Origin of the sequence: Rheinheimera sp. NSM, from assembly GCF_052380015.1 — a bacterium.
Classification (GTDB): Bacteria; Pseudomonadota; Gammaproteobacteria; order Enterobacterales; family Alteromonadaceae; genus Alishewanella.
This window is the reverse complement of record NZ_JBQTCI010000005.1, coordinates 51,887-68,728: the sequence shown is the minus strand read 5'-3', so window position 1 is coordinate 68,728 and position 16,842 is coordinate 51,887. Positions and strand designations below refer to the sequence as shown.

The window sequence follows — 16,842 nt, the reverse complement described above, 5'->3', positions numbered from 1 at the left end:
AGCAGAAAGTATATTTTAGCGCAGATAGCCGGACGACATTATTTGTTGATAATACTCCGTGGTTGCCACCTCACTATGGGCTTGTTGCAAGCGCTTGACCAGCTCCGGCGAAGTATCCCGGCTGGCCGCCAGCCAGGTGCGCTGTGCCAGTTCCGGTATAGCGTAAACAAAACGCAGGTACTTGCGCGGCACCCCCAAGGTCTCAGCCATTGCAGTTAAGGCTACGGCATCATCAATCACCAAGTCTACTTTACCATTCAACAGCAGTTGCCAGGATTCGGTAATATCGGCCGCCAGCACCAGTTGCTGTCCGGTGTTAAAACCATTCTGCATCAAAAAGTTGGCCGCTAAATCATCCCGCTGCACAGCTATGGTATAGCCGGCGGCATCGTTTAACGAGCTGATGCGGATGTCACTGCGATGACTAAGCGCAACAAACCCCAGCTGATAGGCCGCAACGGTACCTATCCAGTGAAACTGCTGCTCACGCTCAGCGGTGCGTGCCATATTGTATATCAATACATCAGGTTGGCTTTGGGCAATGCGAAAAGAGCGCGCCCAAGGGTACAACTCTATTTGTGCCGTTACACCGGCTTTGGCTAACGTCGCCCGTACCAGCTCGGTACTTAACCCGGCAACCTCCCCCGCTACCAGGGTTTGGTGCGGCGGCGACAACTCAGTGACCACGCGTAATGATGCATTCGCCGCCACGCTACAACTCAAACAACTGACCACTAACAAAAACAACTTCAACATAAGGCTGTTGGCCCCACTGATACTTCTTCCTGATAGCATAGCTTAGTTCGGTTTTGCTGCCAGCTACAGCATTAATAACAAAATTAGCTAATTGTTAGTCAATTTCACTAAAGTCGATTTTCAGCTGACGTTCAGCAAACATTAAAGCGTAACATGTAAAAAACAAAATCGTTTTAATTCAATGCATTATTTAAAAATAAAAAAGTGGCACGTTGCTTGTAATAGTCAGAGTGTTGTTAACCCTAACCTGAAACTCAAGGACTAAAAATGAAAACTTTATCTGCTTTCACTCTGGTTGCTGTTATCACTGTCGGCTTTGCTGCACCGGCTCAAGCCAACACTATTACCGACACGTTAACTGAAACTGTCAGCAACCAGCTGACAGAACTAAGCAGTAATATTAAACAACAAGCGAAAACTGCACTGGAACAAACTATTGCCGAGCTGTTTTTTACTCAAGGCAGCCAGCAGGCGGAGCATAATGTCGCACAAAACACTGCTGCTGCAACTACACAGCAGCAATAAAGGCCGCTACTATGCAGTTTATTCCGCGCTCGCTTACGCCGGCACTATGGCGTAAGCGACATCCTGCTATTGCTCTGACCAAACTGCCAGTTCGTTACCATGCGGATCATTGAAGTGAAAGCGACGCCCACCTGGGAATGAAAAAACCGGCTTGACGACGTTGCCACCTGCAGCAACAATTTTACGCTCTGTCTCTGCTAAATCTTTGCTGTACAACACCACCAAAGCTGCACCCTGCGTAGTTGACGACTGCTTTGTTGAGCGATAAAAGCCGCCATCCAGGCCAGAGTTAGCAAAAGCAATATAGTCCGGACCATAGTCGGCAAATACCCAACCAAATACCTGCGCATAAAACTTTTTCACCGCCGCCAGATCCGCGGCCGGAAGCTCTACATAGTTAATTTTTTCATGTCCGCTCATATCCCGGGCTCCCGCTTCTGTTATATCCGGATATTACTCTAATGCAAGCGCGAAACTCTAACAAGCGACTAAAACAGAAAAGCCACGCTGCTTCTGCACGGCGTGGCTTTTGCTGGTAGCAACAGCTTGGTTGCTTACAACATCGCTGAGCTTATTTGCTGCGAACCAGACTGGCGGTATTCAATGCCCGGCCCATCTGCGCCAGCAAGCGGTTTAATTTGCGGACCAGCAAAGCACGACCAACGGCGTTACTGTTGTTAACGGTAACATTATGTTTCGCTGCTGTGGTATTTAACGTCGTCATGCTTCACCTCTGTATTTAAACGCTGCTTATATGTTGCACATTATGCCGACTTTTTGCACAGCGCACGAACGAGATAAATTACCGCCAAAGCATAAGTAAAACTAATCAATAAATTGTCTGACCTTCATTTTGCATTCAACTAAACAGAGTGTTACCTTTCCGTCGCCTTACAACAAAACACCTTTTATCGCTTCTAAAATAGCTATTTATGCAATAAAAATGACATGCAGGCATATGCAACACACAGCTCATGCTGTAAAAACTGAATTATAAAGCAGATATTCCGGTTAGTTATTCTAATCAAAAATCCAGCATTAAAAGCCGACACAGCAAAAAGTACCGCTTTTTACCTTTAGCAGTATGCTGCGGCAGGCTTATATGCTAAATTAATTGCGAAGCGTTCTCATTTACATTTTTTGGAGTTTAGTATGAAATCTCTGTTATCTGCTGTGATGTTAGGTAGTGCCCTGTTAGTGTCTGCTGTAGTGCAGGCTGACGAGCGGCCGGACCATTATAAGGGCAAGCCATCAGATACTTTGCAGCAGGCCGTTGCCAATTTCAGTGAATATAATCAGAAATTAAAAACCGTATTAGCCGGTGAGCTGACACCACTGGCAATGGTAGAAATTCATGAATTAACCTACACCATCGAAGTGGCATTGGAAAAAATTCATACCGAAACGGGTAAACTAAAAGATGTACTGGAAGAAGTGCATGTCGCGTCTGAGCATATGGATACTGCCACAGCAAAAGCACGTGGTGATGCCTATATTAAAGCCGCACAGACGCTGGTGAAGTAGCACTTTGCCAGCCATGATAGCCCTGCAATATCCACATCGTTTTAACGCAGGCAGTGTTAGTTTGGCCGCGCTGGGTAACAACGCTGCCAATAGCCATGTCGCTCCGGTATTGTGCCTGCATGGCTGGCTGGATAATGCCGCCAGCTTTGAACCGCTGGCGCAGCAACTACCTGATATACCGCTGCTGGCACTGGAATTCCCGGGCCACGGCCACTCCGGCCATCGCAGCAGTGATGCCCATTACTATTTTTTCGATTGGCTGCAGGACTTAGTTGCCTTGTGCCGCCAACAGCAATGGCAACAGCTAACGATTATCGGCCATTCTATGGGCGCTATGGTGGCAACAGCTCTGGCCGCGGCTTTTCCTGAGCTGGTTGGCCGGCTGGTGCTGATAGACAGCTTAGGCTTTGTTACTGATGATGCCGGCAACGCAGCAAAGCAGCTGCGCGACGGTATTAATTCACGCTTAAAAGCGCCGTCACGCACACCTTATTATGCCAGCGTGGCAGATGCCGCGGCCGCCAGACAAAAGCAAAGCGACTTCAGCTTAACCGAAGCTATGCTATTAGCTGAGCGCGGTACTATTACCGCAGCGCCAGGCATGAGTACCACAGAGCAAGGCGTGAGCTGGCGTGCAGATATGCGCCTGCGCCACAGCTCAGTGTATCGCTTCAGCGCAGAGCAGGCAAAAGCCCTGCTCACGGCGGTAGACTGCCCAGTGCTTGGCATAGTAGCGACAGACAGCGCCTTTGCCGCTAAAACCACGCAGTTTGCACCCTGCTATAAACAGTTACAGCAGATAGCCGTAACAGGTGGTCACCATTGCCATATGACACAAGCTGCTGTGGTAGCGCAGCATATTCAGCGCTTCTTAACGACATAAAAAAACCGCAGCGAACTGCGGTTTTTTCTTTTTAAGCTTAGGTGTTTAGCCTTTCAACACTGTGGCAACCGATTTAGCAAAGTAATCAATATTGCTGTGGTTTAACCCGGCAATGCTCACCCGGCTGGAATCCACCATATAGATACTGAACTCGTTGCGTAAACGGCCAATTTGCTCTTTATTGATGCCCAAAAAGCTGAACATACCGTGCTGACGGGTAATAAAGCTGAAGTCCTGAGTAACACCTTCACCGGCCAGTTTATCGATGATCAGCTGGCGATAGCTGTTAATACGGTTACGCATTTCGGCCAGCTCTTCGTGCCAAAGTGCAGTAAGCTCGTTGCTATCAAGAATATTTGCCACAATAATGGCGCCATGCGCCGGTGGCATTGAATAAATGCTGCGCACTACGCTTAGCAGATTTACCCTGGCAACATCGGCCACTTTACTGTCAGCGGCTACTATAGATACCGCACCGATACGCTCACGGTACAAGCCAAAGTTTTTCGAGCACGAGCTGCACAGGAGCATCTCGTCAACGTTATCTGCCAGGTGGCGTAAGCCTTTGGCATCGTCATCCAGCCCGCTGCCAAAGCCCTGATACGCCATATCCACTAACGGCGTAAAGCCACGCTCTTTGGCCAACGCAGTAAAACGCTGCCACTGGGCGAAGGTTAAATCCATACCGCTTGGGTTATGGCAGCAGGCATGCACCAGTACCACATCACCGGCCGGCACTGTGGCCAGATCGGCAAACATCGCCTCTTCATTCAGGCCTTTAGTGTCGTAATCGTAGTAGGTATATTCTTTTACATTCAGGCCGGCAGCCTTAAACAGTGAAATATGGTTCGCCCAGGTAGGGCTGGTTACCCAGATAGTCGCATTCGGGTTGGCTTTTTTAATAAATTCTGCCGCTACCCGCAGGGCGCCGGTGCCGCCTGGCGTATGCGCTGTGGTAACACGATTGGCCAGCAATACTTTATGGCCAAGGCCAAATGCCAGCTTTTCAATATGGCCATTGAAGCCTAAATCACCGGCCATACCGATATAGGTTTTGCTGTCTTCCTGTTTCAGGCGCAGCGCTTCGGCTTCTTTTACGCATTTCAGTACCGCCGTGTGGCCTTGCTCGTCTTTATATACACCTACACCAAGGTCGACTTTATTCGGGTTCGGGTCTTCTTTATACGCTGCCATCAAACCTAAAATCGGATCAGTGGCCACCGGTTGTAACTGAGCAAACATAATGTTCTACCTGAGTTAAAGTTGCATGAAAAAGACTGCGCTTAAGGCAAGTATGCCGGTACGGTTAAACACACCGCCACCAACAATGCCATGGCATCCGCAGTAAATACGTTTTTATTAAAATCTTCAGCATCGACAATGCCGGCTATTTTGCCTGATTGGTCAAACAGAGGCAAACAGGCTTCGGCCTGCACTTTAGGGTCACAGGTGTAATATTCACCACCGCCCCCCAAATAGGCTGTTACGTCGTTAATTACTTTGGCTTTACCGCTTAAACCAACAGTGCTGTTATTGCTGATTTTGGCAAATTCAGTGTTAAGCGGAAACTCTGCCCGTGACGCTGCGCCGTAATAGGCCAGCTTTACCAGCACCGGCTCAGCGTTAATATTGGCCCGCGCCTGATAAATACCAAACCAGTCCAGGCCGGAATGTTCGCGGTAAAATGCCGCTATATTGCCAAGTGCTTGCAGCGCCAGCTGATTATGCTCGCTCTGGCCCCCCAGAATTGCCGTTAAATCATAGGGCTCTTCGGCCAGCTGACCAAACAGTGAACAGGCACCGCCCTCACCCAGCTCCGGCACTTTATACTGCCACTGTACTTGTGCTGCGCCGGCCTGCTGTAAAAAGTGCTGCAGCTTGAGTTGCCACTGCTGCACTGTTTCGACAAAGGCAGTCACAGTAACGGCGCCCAAGTGTTGAGCTAACCCGGCACGGTTAAGATACTCAGACACAGAAATATCAGCTTGCGACATTATAGCCATCCAGATTTCTAAAATTTGACAGGCATTTTACCAGAAGCGGCTAAAAAGCCAAGCCAACACAGTACAAGTTAAGGAAATTGTTGCTGCCGCAGCTGCGGATGTTTAAGCTGACGCTATTGTAAAGCAACTGACCCAATTTATGGCAGGCAATAAAATTTCATTGGCCGACTGGCAGGCCCAACTTAAGCCGCAAGGCAGTAGCGGCGATGTAAAAATGGCAGTAAAAAACGATGCCAATTTGGTGTACAGCACCGACAGCGGAAAGATCAGCGCTAAGCCACCAACTAAAGCGGTGGCAGAGGCGTTTGCCGATGGTGCTGTGCGGATAAGGCGCGAAACCAAAGGCCGCGGTGGTAAGGCAGTGCTGACTATCAGCGGCATTGCTAAACCGCATGATGAGCTGGTGCTGCTGGCAGCAAAACTGAAAAAGAAATGTGCCTGTGGTGGCGCGGTAAAAGACGGCGTGATTGAAATTCAGGGTGATAAACGCGAGCTGGTAGAGCAGTTATTGCAAGCTGAGGGTTTTAGAACCAAATGGGCCGGTGGTTAATTCCCGGAAAAGAGCACAGGTTCTCTAACGTTCAGAAAGAAGAGAACCGGATTGCTCTAAGCTAACCGTTGAAGCCCCGGACGGGCTGAGACGAGCCCCCAGGGATGGGTTTACGGCGTGTTAGCGTGAGCAAACCGGTTCGAGTCCGAAGCACAAAGCTTTGTGCTGTCCTACTTCACCGCTTCACGATTATACGGCTGGCCAAAAACGCCGTTAAAAAAGCTGTCTTTTAACCAGTATGGCCGCTGCTCTGTATTGGCCACATCCAGCGCAATATTAAAGTTAATATCGGCAAATACCACACCGGCATCATAACGGATAGCGCCATAGTCTTTGATTAGACTTGGAATGTCATCCGACGGCTTATGGTAATGCTTGGCAAAAAAACTGCCCCAGATTTTACCGCCGTCCTGGTTGGGATCTTTCGATTTAAAACCGGTCATTAAAAACACCGCCGGTACGCCCTTTTTCACCAGTGTATAGTGATCTGAGCGGGTAAAAATCGCCTGCTCCGGCATAGGATCGGCACTCAGGGCGATGCCTTCTTTGGCGGCGGCTTGTTCAACCACCTTACCAAGCGACGAATGGTTAGCACCAAAAGCAATCATATCGGCAAACGGATACAGCAATACCGGCATATCCAGGTTAACGTTGGCCACCAGCTTATCAATCGGCCGCGTCGGGTTATTGGCAAAGTAATCGGCACCGAGCAGGCCTTTTTCTTCACCGGTTACCACCACAAACAAGATAGAACGTTTGGGTTTCTCCGGCAACTGAGCGAACAAACGCGCAGTTTCCAGCAGTATGGCAACACCGGCGGCGTTATCCATAGCGCCGTTGTTTATTTTATCGTCGTTACGTAAGTCGTTGCTGTAGCCGATATGATCTGAGTGCGCGGTAACCACCACATACTCATCTTTTAACTCCGGGTCAGAGCCTTCCAGCACTGCGATCACATTCGGGCTGGAGATATCTTCATGGCTGCTGTTACGGCTTAAGGTAGCCGATACACCAAGCTCAAACCCTGCCGGGTTTTGCTGGTTGTCCACCCGGGTAAAAATATCTGCCAGTGACATCGGGGCAGCAGCAAATAAGGCGGCGGCCGCGTCATAGTGTACATAGGCGCCGCCCTTTAAATTCGGATAGCTGTCGGCCGGTGTGCCGCTAGCATCTAGCCATTCCATCGACGGCGCATTTAAATACAGCAGGCTGCTGGCATAGGGCCGCACTTTTTCCTGCTTTGGGGTATGTACGGTAATAATGCCCACCGCACCGCGCTCTGCTGCTAACCTGGTTTTCAGGCTGCTTAAATGCGCCGCCTCTTCACTTGGCAGGCTGTCCGGCCGGCCGGTTAACAGCACCACAATTTTGCCCGACACATCAAGCCCGGCATAATCATCCAGACCGAACTCTTTTGACACCAGGCCATAGCCGGCAAACACCAGCGGCGCGGTAACTTTAGTTTCGGCAAATTGCATGCTCGGCCCGGTAAAAAAGGCTTTCGGATAGCTCAGCTCAGTGTTTTTGCCAGCAGCATGCAAGGTAAACTTAGCGCTGTCCTGCGCCAGGCGCGCTTTACGCAGTGGTACGCGTTGCAAATAGCCGCCGTTATCGCCGGCCGGTTTCAGGCCTAAAGCCTGCAGTTGCGTCGCAATATATAAGGAGGCAATTTCGTGCTCGTTGCTGCCGGTTTCCCGCCCCGCCAGCGCATCAGCGGCCAGAAACTGCATATGTGCTTCTATTGCCTGTGCATTGGCGGCAGAAACAGTAGTGCCTGGTTTGGATGCCGTGGTGCCGGCGCAGCCAACGATAACAGTAAAGGCCAGAGCGCCCGCGATTAAGTTTTTCTTCATTGGTTTTCCTTAGAAACAGCAGTGCCAGCACTAAGCTGGCACTGACATTACGGCAACAGATTAAGCTTAGTTTATCCGCTGCTGATATTTATCGTGCAGTTGCTTGTGGCGGTTGTTTAAATCTACCGCGCGGCCGTCAATCCACAGATGGGTTACCTTATGGCTCAGATAGTCGAAGATATCGCCTTCAGACACCACCAGGCTGGCCGCTTTGCCCACCTCTATGCTGCCAATTTTATCGGCAACACCGGCAATTTGCGCGGCATTAATGGTAACAGAACGTAACGCCTGCTCCGGGGTTAAGCCATAACTGATAGCCTGCCCGGCAGCAAACACCAGGTTGCGCGTATCCCAGTAACCATCCAGCGACAGTGCATACTGCACGCCGGCATCCTGCAGAGTTTTCGGCACTGTAAAGGCCTGGCTGTAGTTTTCGTCAGTGCGGCTTGGTAAGCCATAAGGTGCGGTGTAAATTACCGCAACCTTAGCGGCCGCCAGTTCATCGGCGATACGCCAGCTGTCGCGACCACCAACAAGGGTCAGTTGCAGGCCGTATTCTTTGGCCAGTAACATCGCCTGACGCATTTGCCGCTCATCATCGGCGTGGACAAACAGCGGCCGCTTGCCACTAAACACGGTCAGCATTTCATGCCAGCGTGAGTCCAGGCCTTTGTTTAACCCCGCTTGTTCAGCGTCATAATAGGCTTTGGCGTCTTTAAAGTACTGCTGCAGTTTTTCCAGTTGCTCAGCGTTGGCTTTGCGCACCTCATCTGCCGGTTTCGGGTTCCAGCGCGAGCCCAGCGTACCGGCGTTGGGCCAACGTACATGCAAGCCGGTGCCATCTGCAACTACTGCATCCTGATAATTCCACGCATCTAATTGCATTAAGCTTGATTGCCCCATCAGCATGCTGCCTGCCGGGTACACCATGCTGTAGGCAAAGCCGTTGCTGCGAATGGTCGGGATCACCTCAGAATCAGCGTTGTACGCTACCTTGGCTTTAATATCCGGGTTAGTCTGGGTAACTTCTGTGGAGTCGTCAGTGGAGCGCACCGCTTCAATTTCAATTAAGCCCAGCTGATTCGCCAGGGCGATCAGGCCGGGATATAGATGCTTGCCGTCCAGCGCCAACACGGTAGCGCCCTGTGGCGCGGTTAAATCCTTACCTACGGCAGCAATTTTACCATCCACGATTAATACATCGCTGTCGGCTTTAACACCGTCGGTTACGGTGTGTACCGTCAGGCCGGTTAATAACAGCGGCGTAGTTTGGGCTTTGCCCGGCACCATATCGTGTGCCATGGCGGTGGTGGCGCTCAGGTTGGCGGCTAAGGCAGCCAACAGGCTTAAACAGGTTTTGCTAAATTTCATGCTGCAGCTCCTTAGTGGCTATGGTTGTGGTTATGGGCGCGGCCATGGATATGGCTGCCGATATTCCACCAGTCGCCCTGATCTTCACAGTGCCACTCGGGTTCATCTTGTTTGTAAGCGTCTTTATCACCGGCTTTGGCTTTATCACCGGCGCTCAGCACTTTTTGCACCAAGGCAGCTTTCTCGCTTTCCAGTTGCTGCTGCAGCTGCTTATCAGTATTGATATCAAAGTATTTGGTACCGTCTATCCAGGTTTGTTGTGCCTGGCTGTATACCGATAACGGGTGAGTATTCCACAACACAAAGTCCGCTTGTTTACCGGCTTTGATTGAACCGGTTACGCTGTCTATTTTCAGCTGCATTGCCGGGTTAATGGTCACCATTTTCAGCGCGTCGTGCTCATCCATACCACAGTACATGACCGATTTGGCCGCTTCCTGATTCAGGCGGCGCTGTAAGCCGGCATCATCCGAGTTAATACTGACGTTCATACCCTGCTCTGCCATTAAACAGGCATTGGTCGGGATAGCGTCCTGCACTTCCATCTTATAGGCCCACCAATCAGCAAAGGTAGAGGCACTGGCGCCATGGGCCTGCATCTCTTTTGCTGTTTTATAACCTTCCAGAATGTGGGTAAAGGTGGTGATGTTAAAGCCCATCTCATCGGCCAGCTCTATCAGCATCAGAATTTCTGACGCCACATAAGAGTGAGTATGAATAAAGCGCTGTTTATCCAGAATCTCTACCAGGGCCTCTAAACGATAGTCAATGCGCGGTGCCGCTACCTGTTCACGCTGGCGCTTCGACAGCTTGTTGTACGCCGCCAGTTTGGCTTTGTACTCTTTTGCGGCGACAAAGGCATCACGGATAGTGGTTTCAACGCCGATACGGGTTTGCGGATAACGCTCGGTAAAGGCATCACCCCAGTTTGACTGCTTAACGTTTTCACCCAGCGCAAATTTAATGCTCGGTGGCGCCGCCTGCATTTTCAGGCCTTGGGCATTTTCGCCCCAACGGAACTGAATAACCTGCGCCTGACCGCCAATCGGGTTAGCGCTGCCGTGCAGCAGTTGCGCGGTAGTAGTACCACCGGCTAAACCACGGTACAAGTTAATATCTTCCGGGTTTAACACATCACCAATGCGCACTTCAGAGGTTACCGCATCGGTACCTTCGTTAACGCCGGCTTCAATTGCCACATGCGAGTGTTCGTCAATAATGCCCGGCGTCAGGTGCATACCTGTGGCGTCAATCACATCAAAACCGCGTGGCGTGCTCAGGTTTTTACCAATTTTGTCGAACTTGCCGTTGCGCACAATCACATCGGTATTTTGCAGTACGCCGTCTTTTTCTGCCGTCCACACCGTAGCATTTTTAATATGCACATTTTGCTGTTTGGCCAAAGCCGGGAAGCCGTAGGCACGGTTGGGGAAGGTTAACTGCGATATAAAGCTGATATCGGCCTTCGCCTCTGTCGCCTCATTTTTACTATCCGCAGCCAGCGCCTGGCGCTGTGCGCTTACCGCTTCAGTGCGGCCGCTTAACTGCCATTTACCGCTTAACTGATTATCCAGCAGTTGGCCACTAAACTGCGCCACTTGCTTATCCCCGGTCAGCTCAGACAGGTTCAGGTTAAACTGCAGTTGCTGCTGATGGCTGTGCACGTGCTCAAGCTTAACCGCTTTGGCATCGGCTGCGCCGGCCAGTAACACCGCACTGCCGCTGAGTTTGTCAGCTTTGCCCTTCAGGGTAATCTTCAGCGCTTTACCGGCAACCGCTAACTGATAATCACCGGCGAATTCAACCGGTGTCACACTTTTAATGCTGTGCTGTTGGCCGCGCACCCAGGTAGCGATAATTTCGCCGTCGGCGAATAAATCGCCGCTGGCCAGCACTAAGTCGGCCTGATAACCGGGCGCAATTTTACCCAGCTTATCCGCTACACCGGCAATGCCGGCCGGTACTGTTGTTAACGCTGCCAAAGCGGTGTCGGCAGACAAACCATGCTGTACGGCTTTGCGCACATTAGGCCAAAAATCTTTTTTGTCTTTTAACTTAAAGGTGGTAAGCGCAAAAGGTACACCGGCTTTAGCCAGTGCTGCGGCATTGGCCGGCGCGCGCTCCCAGTGGCGCAGGTCGGCCAGATTCACATCCAACTGATCGGCCAGCTGCTCCACAGCCGGCGCAGCCGGGAAATTCAGTGGCAGGATCAGCTTGCGAGCCATGGCTTTTACCGCATCCAGCTGCACATATTCGTAACCCGACCCTACCATAGCGGCGTTGGCCAGGCTGAATTCGTTTAACAGTTGGTGCGCGCGTAACAAGGACCTGTCGTCTGACGTTTCAAAAATCGCGCCCTGTTGCTCAATATTGCCCAAACTTTGCAGTGCGGCGTTAAACTCAACCGGCTGGTTAAAATAACGCACATCGGTTTTGCCATAAACCTGGTTATACCAATTAGCATCACTTAACGTCTGGCGAATAAGCGCCATACTGCCCATTAAAGATGACGGGTAGCTCTGTTTAGACGTGCCTTTACTAAAGGCCATAAACTGTGGCCCGGCAGCATTTAACACCAGCTCGTTTGGCAAGCCGTCGCCTAAGGCACTGACAAAGGCCCGGCCGCGGAAAATACCGTCAAAGCGGGCAGACTGCGCAGCGGTGAAGCCCAGCTTACGCAACTCTGCTGCTGCTTTGGCATCCGGTTTAAATTCGTTTACCCAGCTCAGCTCGGCATGAATAGCGGCATTATTGGCGTTGCCGCCTTTGCGTTCATTTTTATATACCGGCGCATCGCGGTAACTGCCGGGTTTGGCCGGTTTGGCCGCTTCAATGCCGTACTGGGTATAAGGATCAATAAAGCCCGGATACAGGGTGTAACGGCTGGCATCAATTTGCTGATAACCGGCCGGCACACTCACTTTAGTGCCTACAGCGCTGATCCGGCCATCGGCAATGAGTACTGTGGCATTTTCCAGCTTCTTACCGGGTTCGGTATATACAGTGGCACCGGTTAGGGCGATTAAATTAGGGGTTTTATCCTGGATACCTTGCAAGGGCGAAGTTTGATCGGCGTGGCTGCTCGCAGCAAAAACCGTCAACAGCGCTGTGCTTAACAGCGACAAACGGGCTTGAGTCATAACATGTTCCTGAATTAAGAGTTAACAACGTAGTTCAGCCGGCTCAACTCCTGCTCCGCTAACGGCATGCTGAAATAGTAGCCCTGAACCAGGTAGCAAGCATTTTTTCTTAAAAATTCAACTTGTTCGGCAGTTTCTACCCCTTCGGCCACTACGCGCAGATTCATCTTCTGCGCCATGGCGATAATCGCCGCGACAATATCCATGTCGTTGCGATCGTCCGGGATATCTTTGACGAACGAGCGATCTATTTTCAGCTCGTCTACCGGGAAACGCTTTAAATAACTAAGCGAAGAATAGCCTGTACCAAAGTCATCAATAGATAAAGACACTCCGAGACGCTTTAACTGATTTAACTGGTTAATAGCCGCATCGGTATCACCCATCAACATACTTTCAGTGATTTCAAAGATTAAACATTTGGGATTGGCGCCGGTGCGCAATAGAATCCGTTCAACAATTTCCGGCAAATTATCATCATTAAATTGCCGCACGGATAAATTAATCGACAAAGTAATATTATGGCCGCGGCTATGTTGACGCGATAAAAAGCGGCAAGCTTCCCATATAATCCACTCGCCTATTTGTACAATCAGCCCGGTGCTTTCCGCCACAGAAATAAACCGCAGCGGCGGTACCAGGGTGTTGTCCGGTCGCAGCCAGCGCAGCAGGGTTTCATAACCGATAATAGTGTTATCCCGAATATCAACTTTCGGTTGGTAATACAGCAAAAATTGATGCTCACGAATGGCTTCACGCAGTTGGTTTTCAATTAACAAGCGCTCATTGGCCGCTTCATTTAAGTCCGGGCTAAAAAAGTGGAACATGTTTTTGCCACGGGCCTTGGCTTCATACATGGCCAAATCGGCATGTTTTAGCAACAGCTCTTCTTCTGAGGCATCTTCCGGCGCCACGGTAATACCGATACTGGCGCTGATTGACACCTCATGGTTACCCAGTTTTACCGGGGCGGCAAACGCCTGTTGCAAGTTAGCAGCAATGGTAGACGCCTGGCCACGATCTTTAATCCCGCTTAAAATAACGGCAAACTCATCGCCGCCCAGCCTGGCGATAGTGTCTTCTTCCCGCAGGCGGCTGATTAAACGCTTGGCCACCTCTTTTAATAACTCATCGCCGGCATCGTGGCCCAGGGTGTCATTGATGCGTTTAAATTCGTCCAGGTCAAAATACAACAAGGCAAAGCTGTAATAGCCACGGTGCGACATGGCGATAGCTTTGCGTAACTGATCACGGAAGTAACTGCGGTTCGCCAGCCCGGTTAACACATCAAAGTATGCCAGTTGCTCCATTTTTTTCTGGCTTTGCTTAATAAAAGAGATGTCCTGCATGGCGCAAACATAGTTGCTGATATCGCCTTTTTCATCACGAATAGGCGCTATAGCCAGCGACACCCACAGCTGACGGTCCTGATACTGCAGCAACATATCGCCGCGCCAGTGTTGGCGCTCGCTCAGGGTTTCGGCGATTTCTTCACCTACGTGATGCATTTCTTCCGCAAATAAACTGTGTAACGGCTTTTGTTGTAGTTGCTCAGCGCTGCTGCCGATAATTTCGGTTAAAAACGGATTAATATATTCAATACTAAGAAATTGGTCCGTTATCACTATGCCGGAGCTGGAAAACGACACGGCTTTACTTAACTTGCGGGCGGAGCGCTCGGCCAGCTCTTTTTCTTCAATCCGGGCATTTAAACCGCTAACCAGGCCGGATATCTCATCGGACATACGGCCAAATGCCTGATTTAACAAACCAATTTCATCGGCTTTATGATCAAGCTCTACCTTTTGTAAGTCGCCACGCGACAACCGATAGATAGCCGCCGACAAACGGTTTACCCGCTTGAGTACAAATTGGTAAATCACCAGTTGCAGTAATAACGCGACTAACAGCGCTACCAGTACAAATACCACCAGCAGTTTGCTGCGAAATTCACTTAACGATGCCTTTACCGCAGCTTTATCAATATATACCGCTACATGCCAGTTAATCCGCTCCACTAATGCCGCTGACACCAGTTGCTGCGGTACAGCTTTGGACAGCTGCGGCAGCTGATTAGGGTTAGCCGCAACCTGCTGCGCGTACTGCTGTAACACGCTGTTATCCAGCGTTATGCCACTAAAGCGGGTGTTCATCGGCACGTTACCGGCGATACTTTGCTGGCGCAAACCTATAACCATACCCTGATGATCAAACAAAAAAGCTTTGCTGTGGTACTGGCCAGGCCCGGCGTGCGGCAAGCCGGCCAGAATATCATCCAACACAAAGTCGCTACCGGTAACACCGATAAACTCATCGTTGATATACAACGGAATAATCAGGCTTGTCATCCACTTTTGCCAGATGCTGTCATAGTACAGCGGTGTCCAACGTGGCTGCCTGGCGGGGTTTTGCTCCGGGGTAGCAATCTGGTAAAACAGGTCTTGCGAAAAATCGTGCTGTGCATCTACCTGTAAAGCCCAATCGCCGGGTGAAATACGGATAAACTGTTCTTTAGAGATAAAGTAGAAATTATAAAAGTCCTGCAGCAGTAACGGCGACAGTTGTTGCCACAAGGTGGCCGTGTGCTCAAACAGTGCAGAGGTACGGGGGGTGTAATTTGTTACCGCAGTAAAAGCGGCGGAGTATTGATCCTGCGCACGGACACTGCCATCCGCTGACGGCGTTAAGCGTTTCGGTACGCTTAACGTTGCCCGTGCCAAACTGCGACTGACGACCTGATTGGCCGCTATCGCCTTTTGTTCTTTTTGCAGGAAATTGTCGTTCAATTGCGCCGCATAACGCAGAGCATTTTGTTCAACGACTTGTCGTTGCTGGTCCAGCGCTATCTTTTCCTGCAGTAACACCACCACATAGCCAATACCAAACCCGGCTGCGACAATTGCCAGGAATACCACCAGCGCAAATTTACGACCCAGTGAATCCCGTCCTGATGGTTTGGTAAAATTAGCGTCCTTCACTCACTCTGCCTGATTGCTTGGTAGTTATTCATTATTGGCAAGATATCGCTTTCTGTTAAGATACGACAGCTTCATTATTGCATGTAAATTCACCAAAAGAGAATGACACAATGAAAAAACCCCTGTTAGCTGCAGTTTTGTTATCCCTGATTTCAGGGGCCGCTTATGCCGGTAGTGCCTTCAGCGACGCCAAAGACAGCGTGACCTATCGTCAGGCGGCATTTCAACTGATCCGGCATAATATGGCAGATATCGCCGATATGCTAAAAGGTGAAGTAAGCTATGACGCCGCCCGTGTAACCAGCCGCGCCAGCGCCCTGGCTACCTTAACCACTTTGCCGTGGGAAGCCTTTACCGTACCGGGTGCCGAACAAGGCGGTGGCGATGCAAAAGCTGAGATTTGGCACAACCTGCAGGATTTTAACAGCCGCAGCGATAAACTGGCTAAAGATGCACTGGCATTAAAAGCCGCCGCTGACAGTGGTGAGCAAGCCGACATACGCAAAGCTTTCGGCAGTTTTGCCCGCAACTGCAAAGCCTGCCACGACGACTACAAAAACTAACAGCCGTTGGCGCTGCTTACAGCAGCGCCATTAGCTTACTGCCCTGCCAGTAGTACAACAGCGCCAGCACAGCGGCAAACAACAGAAAAAACCACGCACTGTTTTTCAGCTGCAGCGGCGCACCGGCTGCCTTGTCATCTTTACCACTGCACATCACCAACAACACATTATGTACCCGCACACTGTGCCACAGCGCCGCTACTATATGCACTGCGATGGCGGCCAGCAAAATATTGATATTTATTTTGTGAATATCTGAAGCAACATCAACCCAGCCGGCCGGTAACAGGCTGACCAGCGGGCCGTCGCTCATATAGCTGTTATCAAAGGTCGCCAGCCCGGTCAGCAACTGCAACAGAGTTAAGCTCAACAGCAACACTATCATATAAAACGACGCCGGATTATGGCCGTTAACCGGCTGTGGCCGGCGTAAATAGCGCACGGCAGCTGCGGGCGTGGCGGCAAAGCGGCTAAACCTGGCCGTACTGCTACCCATTACGCCCCAAACAAGGCGGGCCACAACTAATGCCAGCAAGCTATACGCCAGCAGTTGGTGCTGTGCAGTTAAACCTTCTTCACCGGTATACCAAAGGCCCGCGATCAACAGCAGCTGACTCCAGTGGAAAAACCGTACCGCCAGATCCCATACTTTTACTTTCTGTGACATTGAGCTTTGTCTCCGTTATGCTAAGTTTT

15 protein-coding genes are annotated in these 16,842 nt (G+C 50.5%); 5 read left to right on the top strand and 10 right to left on the bottom strand.

Annotation, left to right across the window (positions count from 1 at the left end; all coding sequences use genetic code 11):
* Nucleotides 1–15: 15 nt before the first annotated feature.
* Nucleotides 16–756: a substrate-binding periplasmic protein gene (locus tag ACTZWV_RS14725; RefSeq protein ID WP_444787277.1), complete on the bottom strand. Its 741-nt coding sequence runs from the start codon at nucleotides 754–756 to the stop codon at nucleotides 16–18.
* A gap of 267 nt (nucleotides 757–1,023) precedes the next feature.
* On the opposite strand from ACTZWV_RS14725, the gene ACTZWV_RS14720 reads away from it, so the two are divergent.
* The gene (locus tag ACTZWV_RS14720; RefSeq protein ID WP_444787276.1) at nucleotides 1,024–1,281 is read left to right on the top strand and encodes a hypothetical protein; all 258 of its coding nucleotides are present in this window, start codon (nucleotides 1,024–1,026) and stop codon (nucleotides 1,279–1,281) included.
* 66 nt (nucleotides 1,282–1,347) lie between these two features.
* Here ACTZWV_RS14720 and ACTZWV_RS14715 read toward each other — a convergent pair whose 3' ends face one another.
* The gene (locus tag ACTZWV_RS14715; protein ID WP_444787275.1) at nucleotides 1,348–1,701 is read right to left on the bottom strand and encodes a VOC family protein; all 354 of its coding nucleotides are present in this window, start codon (nucleotides 1,699–1,701) and stop codon (nucleotides 1,348–1,350) included.
* A 151-nt stretch (nucleotides 1,702–1,852) separates the two neighbouring features.
* A complete protein-coding gene (locus ACTZWV_RS14710; RefSeq protein ID WP_305551634.1) occupies nucleotides 1,853–2,005 on the bottom strand; it encodes a hypothetical protein in 153 nt (50 codons plus the stop codon).
* Nucleotides 2,006–2,433: 428 nt separating this feature from the next.
* Between ACTZWV_RS14710 and ACTZWV_RS14705 the strand changes: the two genes are divergently transcribed.
* Together ACTZWV_RS14705 and ACTZWV_RS14700 are read left to right on the top strand one after the other, a co-directional pair.
* On the top strand, nucleotides 2,434–2,805 hold the full coding sequence (locus tag ACTZWV_RS14705) for a DUF6746 family protein (protein ID WP_444787274.1): 372 nt from the start codon (nucleotides 2,434–2,436) through the stop codon (nucleotides 2,803–2,805).
* 13 nt (nucleotides 2,806–2,818) lie between these two features.
* A complete protein-coding gene (locus tag ACTZWV_RS14700) occupies nucleotides 2,819–3,688 on the top strand; it encodes an alpha/beta fold hydrolase (protein WP_444787451.1) in 870 nt (289 codons plus the stop codon).
* A 45-nt stretch (nucleotides 3,689–3,733) separates the two neighbouring features.
* On the opposite strand, the gene ACTZWV_RS14695 is transcribed toward ACTZWV_RS14700, so the two are convergent.
* Together ACTZWV_RS14695 and ACTZWV_RS14690 are read right to left on the bottom strand one after the other, a co-directional pair.
* Nucleotides 3,734–4,930 carry an amino acid aminotransferase gene (locus ACTZWV_RS14695; protein ID WP_444787273.1) on the bottom strand — a complete coding sequence of 399 codons (1,197 nt, stop codon included), beginning with the start codon at nucleotides 4,928–4,930 and terminating at the stop codon, nucleotides 3,734–3,736.
* 41 nt (nucleotides 4,931–4,971) lie between these two features.
* A complete protein-coding gene (locus ACTZWV_RS14690; RefSeq protein ID WP_444787272.1) occupies nucleotides 4,972–5,682 on the bottom strand; it encodes a GAF domain-containing protein in 711 nt (236 codons plus the stop codon).
* A 148-nt stretch (nucleotides 5,683–5,830) separates the two neighbouring features.
* On the opposite strand from ACTZWV_RS14690, the gene ACTZWV_RS14685 reads away from it, so the two are divergent.
* Nucleotides 5,831–6,241 (top strand): translation initiation factor, encoded by a 411-nt coding sequence (locus ACTZWV_RS14685; RefSeq protein ID WP_444787271.1) that lies wholly within the window; start codon nucleotides 5,831–5,833, stop codon nucleotides 6,239–6,241.
* Between the two features lie 170 nt (nucleotides 6,242–6,411).
* Here ACTZWV_RS14685 and ACTZWV_RS14680 read toward each other — a convergent pair whose 3' ends face one another.
* From ACTZWV_RS14680 to ACTZWV_RS14665, 4 genes are all read right to left on the bottom strand, one after another.
* Complete coding sequence (locus ACTZWV_RS14680; protein WP_444787270.1) at nucleotides 6,412–8,094, bottom strand: M28 family metallopeptidase; 1,683 nt, start codon at nucleotides 8,092–8,094, stop codon at nucleotides 6,412–6,414.
* 66 nt (nucleotides 8,095–8,160) lie between these two features.
* Nucleotides 8,161–9,465 (bottom strand): amidohydrolase family protein, encoded by a 1,305-nt coding sequence (locus ACTZWV_RS14675; RefSeq protein WP_444787269.1) that lies wholly within the window; start codon nucleotides 9,463–9,465, stop codon nucleotides 8,161–8,163.
* 11 nt (nucleotides 9,466–9,476) lie between these two features.
* Entirely contained in the window at nucleotides 9,477–12,605 is a 3,129-nt protein-coding gene (locus ACTZWV_RS14670; protein ID WP_444787268.1) for an amidohydrolase family protein, read from the bottom strand.
* Nucleotides 12,606–12,619: 14 nt separating this feature from the next.
* On the bottom strand, nucleotides 12,620–15,583 hold the full coding sequence (locus ACTZWV_RS14665) for a bifunctional diguanylate cyclase/phosphodiesterase (RefSeq protein ID WP_444787267.1): 2,964 nt from the start codon (nucleotides 15,581–15,583) through the stop codon (nucleotides 12,620–12,622).
* A gap of 110 nt (nucleotides 15,584–15,693) precedes the next feature.
* On the opposite strand from ACTZWV_RS14665, the gene ACTZWV_RS14660 reads away from it, so the two are divergent.
* Entirely contained in the window at nucleotides 15,694–16,146 is a 453-nt protein-coding gene (locus ACTZWV_RS14660; protein ID WP_444787266.1) for a c-type cytochrome, read from the top strand.
* 16 nt (nucleotides 16,147–16,162) lie between these two features.
* Here the strand turns inward: ACTZWV_RS14660 and ACTZWV_RS14655 are convergent, their stop codons facing one another.
* A complete protein-coding gene (locus ACTZWV_RS14655) occupies nucleotides 16,163–16,813 on the bottom strand; it encodes a cytochrome b/b6 domain-containing protein (RefSeq protein WP_444787265.1) in 651 nt (216 codons plus the stop codon).
* Nucleotides 16,814–16,842: the final 29 nt, after the last annotated feature.

Excerpts from the sequence above, each read along its gene's own strand:
- ACTZWV_RS14655 (WP_444787265.1), bottom strand. The coding sequence starts at position 16,813 with ATGTCACAGAAAGTAAAAGTATGGGATCTGGCGGTACGGTTTTTCCAC.
- ACTZWV_RS14715 (WP_444787275.1), bottom strand. The coding sequence starts at position 1,701 with ATGAGCGGACATGAAAAAATTAACTATGTAGAGCTTCCGGCCGCGGAT.
- ACTZWV_RS14700 (WP_444787451.1), top strand. The coding sequence starts at position 2,819 with ATGATAGCCCTGCAATATCCACATCGTTTTAACGCAGGCAGTGTTAGT.
- ACTZWV_RS14705 (WP_444787274.1), top strand. The coding sequence starts at position 2,434 with ATGAAATCTCTGTTATCTGCTGTGATGTTAGGTAGTGCCCTGTTAGTG.
- ACTZWV_RS14710 (WP_305551634.1), bottom strand. The coding sequence starts at position 2,005 with ATGACGACGTTAAATACCACAGCAGCGAAACATAATGTTACCGTTAAC.
- ACTZWV_RS14725 (WP_444787277.1), bottom strand. The coding sequence starts at position 756 with ATGTTGAAGTTGTTTTTGTTAGTGGTCAGTTGTTTGAGTTGTAGCGTG.
- ACTZWV_RS14680 (WP_444787270.1), bottom strand. The coding sequence starts at position 8,094 with ATGAAGAAAAACTTAATCGCGGGCGCTCTGGCCTTTACTGTTATCGTT.
- ACTZWV_RS14675 (WP_444787269.1), bottom strand. The coding sequence starts at position 9,465 with ATGAAATTTAGCAAAACCTGTTTAAGCCTGTTGGCTGCCTTAGCCGCC.
- ACTZWV_RS14690 (WP_444787272.1), bottom strand. The coding sequence starts at position 5,682 with ATGTCGCAAGCTGATATTTCTGTGTCTGAGTATCTTAACCGTGCCGGG.
- ACTZWV_RS14660 (WP_444787266.1), top strand. The coding sequence starts at position 15,694 with ATGAAAAAACCCCTGTTAGCTGCAGTTTTGTTATCCCTGATTTCAGGG.
- ACTZWV_RS14720 (WP_444787276.1), top strand. The coding sequence starts at position 1,024 with ATGAAAACTTTATCTGCTTTCACTCTGGTTGCTGTTATCACTGTCGGC.
- ACTZWV_RS14685 (WP_444787271.1), top strand. The coding sequence starts at position 5,831 with ATGGCAGGCAATAAAATTTCATTGGCCGACTGGCAGGCCCAACTTAAG.
- ACTZWV_RS14670 (WP_444787268.1), bottom strand. The coding sequence starts at position 12,605 with ATGACTCAAGCCCGTTTGTCGCTGTTAAGCACAGCGCTGTTGACGGTT.
- ACTZWV_RS14695 (WP_444787273.1), bottom strand. The coding sequence starts at position 4,930 with ATGTTTGCTCAGTTACAACCGGTGGCCACTGATCCGATTTTAGGTTTG.